This window comes from Wolbachia endosymbiont of Pentalonia nigronervosa, assembly GCF_014534705.1.
Taxonomy (GTDB): Bacteria; Pseudomonadota; Alphaproteobacteria; order Rickettsiales; family Anaplasmataceae; genus Wolbachia.
The window spans coordinates 1-1,046 of the sequence record NZ_JACVWV010000180.1 but is presented as its reverse complement, the minus strand read 5'-3'; the positions used below and the strand labels follow the sequence as shown (position 1 = coordinate 1,046).

Annotated in this window: 1 protein-coding gene; it reads right to left on the bottom strand. The window is 39.2% G+C overall.

From position 1 onward, the window contains the following. Positions 1 to 144: 144 nt before the first annotated feature. Positions 145 to 1,046: phage portal protein (locus IC220_RS07810; protein ID WP_188153826.1), on the bottom strand; the 902-nt coding region annotated here is incomplete at its 5' end.

The window sequence follows — 1,046 nt, the reverse complement described above, 5'->3', positions numbered from 1 at the left end:
GTCAAAATTCCATGAATTGGTATAACTACAGTTTTTCCTTTTCCTACGTTATTTTTGATAGAATGCTTGAAATTTTTGAAAATTGGCTGTTTTTCCTTATATAGCGATAGCAGCTCAAAACTCCTTGGTTCAAGCATTAACGGCTTATTTAGCAGCATTGTTCCCCCTAGCATCAGAGTCAAAAAATAGGTTGAAAGAATCAGCACGTCTTTGATCTTCTGCTATTTCTTGATCAATTTCCTCAACATCATAACCCAACTCTGAAACAACTTCTGACCGACTTTTAAAACCATTCCTCACCGCCATCTGCTGTGCCTGCTGGTCTTTTAACGGATCCACCCAATCAAACCCCTGTGCTATCCATTTTACTTCTTTCGATGTTTCTTTTCCTGTTGTAGAAAGTTTTCCTGATAAGGTAGCAAGTTCTAGCCATCTATTCCACACTGGCCGGCAAAATTGAAAGACCATGATATTATGCTGCAACATCGCACATCTTCTGCGAAACTCTATTAATCCTGCTCGAATAGATGAATAATTTACGTTGGTTAAATCACCTGTCAGTTGCTCATAAGTGATACCCATACCGATTGCTATAGCTCTTAATTGCTGCCTCATGAACGCTTCATAACTGCCACCCACATCAGATGGCTCTGAAAATTTTATGTCTTCCCCTGGATCTAAAAGTTGCATTGTTCCTGGTTCTAAACCTGATAATGCTACTCCATGCTCATTTGCTTCACCTTCACCCATTATATTTGCTTCTGGATCAAGTCGTGTAACAAACCCGGCAAACATTGCTGCAGTTTTTTTTCTTACCAGCTCTGCATCGTCATATTGATCAAGTTCGTAGAGTTTTAAAAGTACATTTGAAAGCCATGGTTCTCCTCTAATTTGCCCAGGTCTCAGCGGTTTATAGATATGAAGTACATCACTTGCTGGTACTCTAACAGATTCTCCAAATGATCCTTCTCCTGGATGCTCTCTGAATAGGTAATATGCTTCTTTTTGCCCAAGTCGGTTAAATTCAATACCACTACGAATAATAT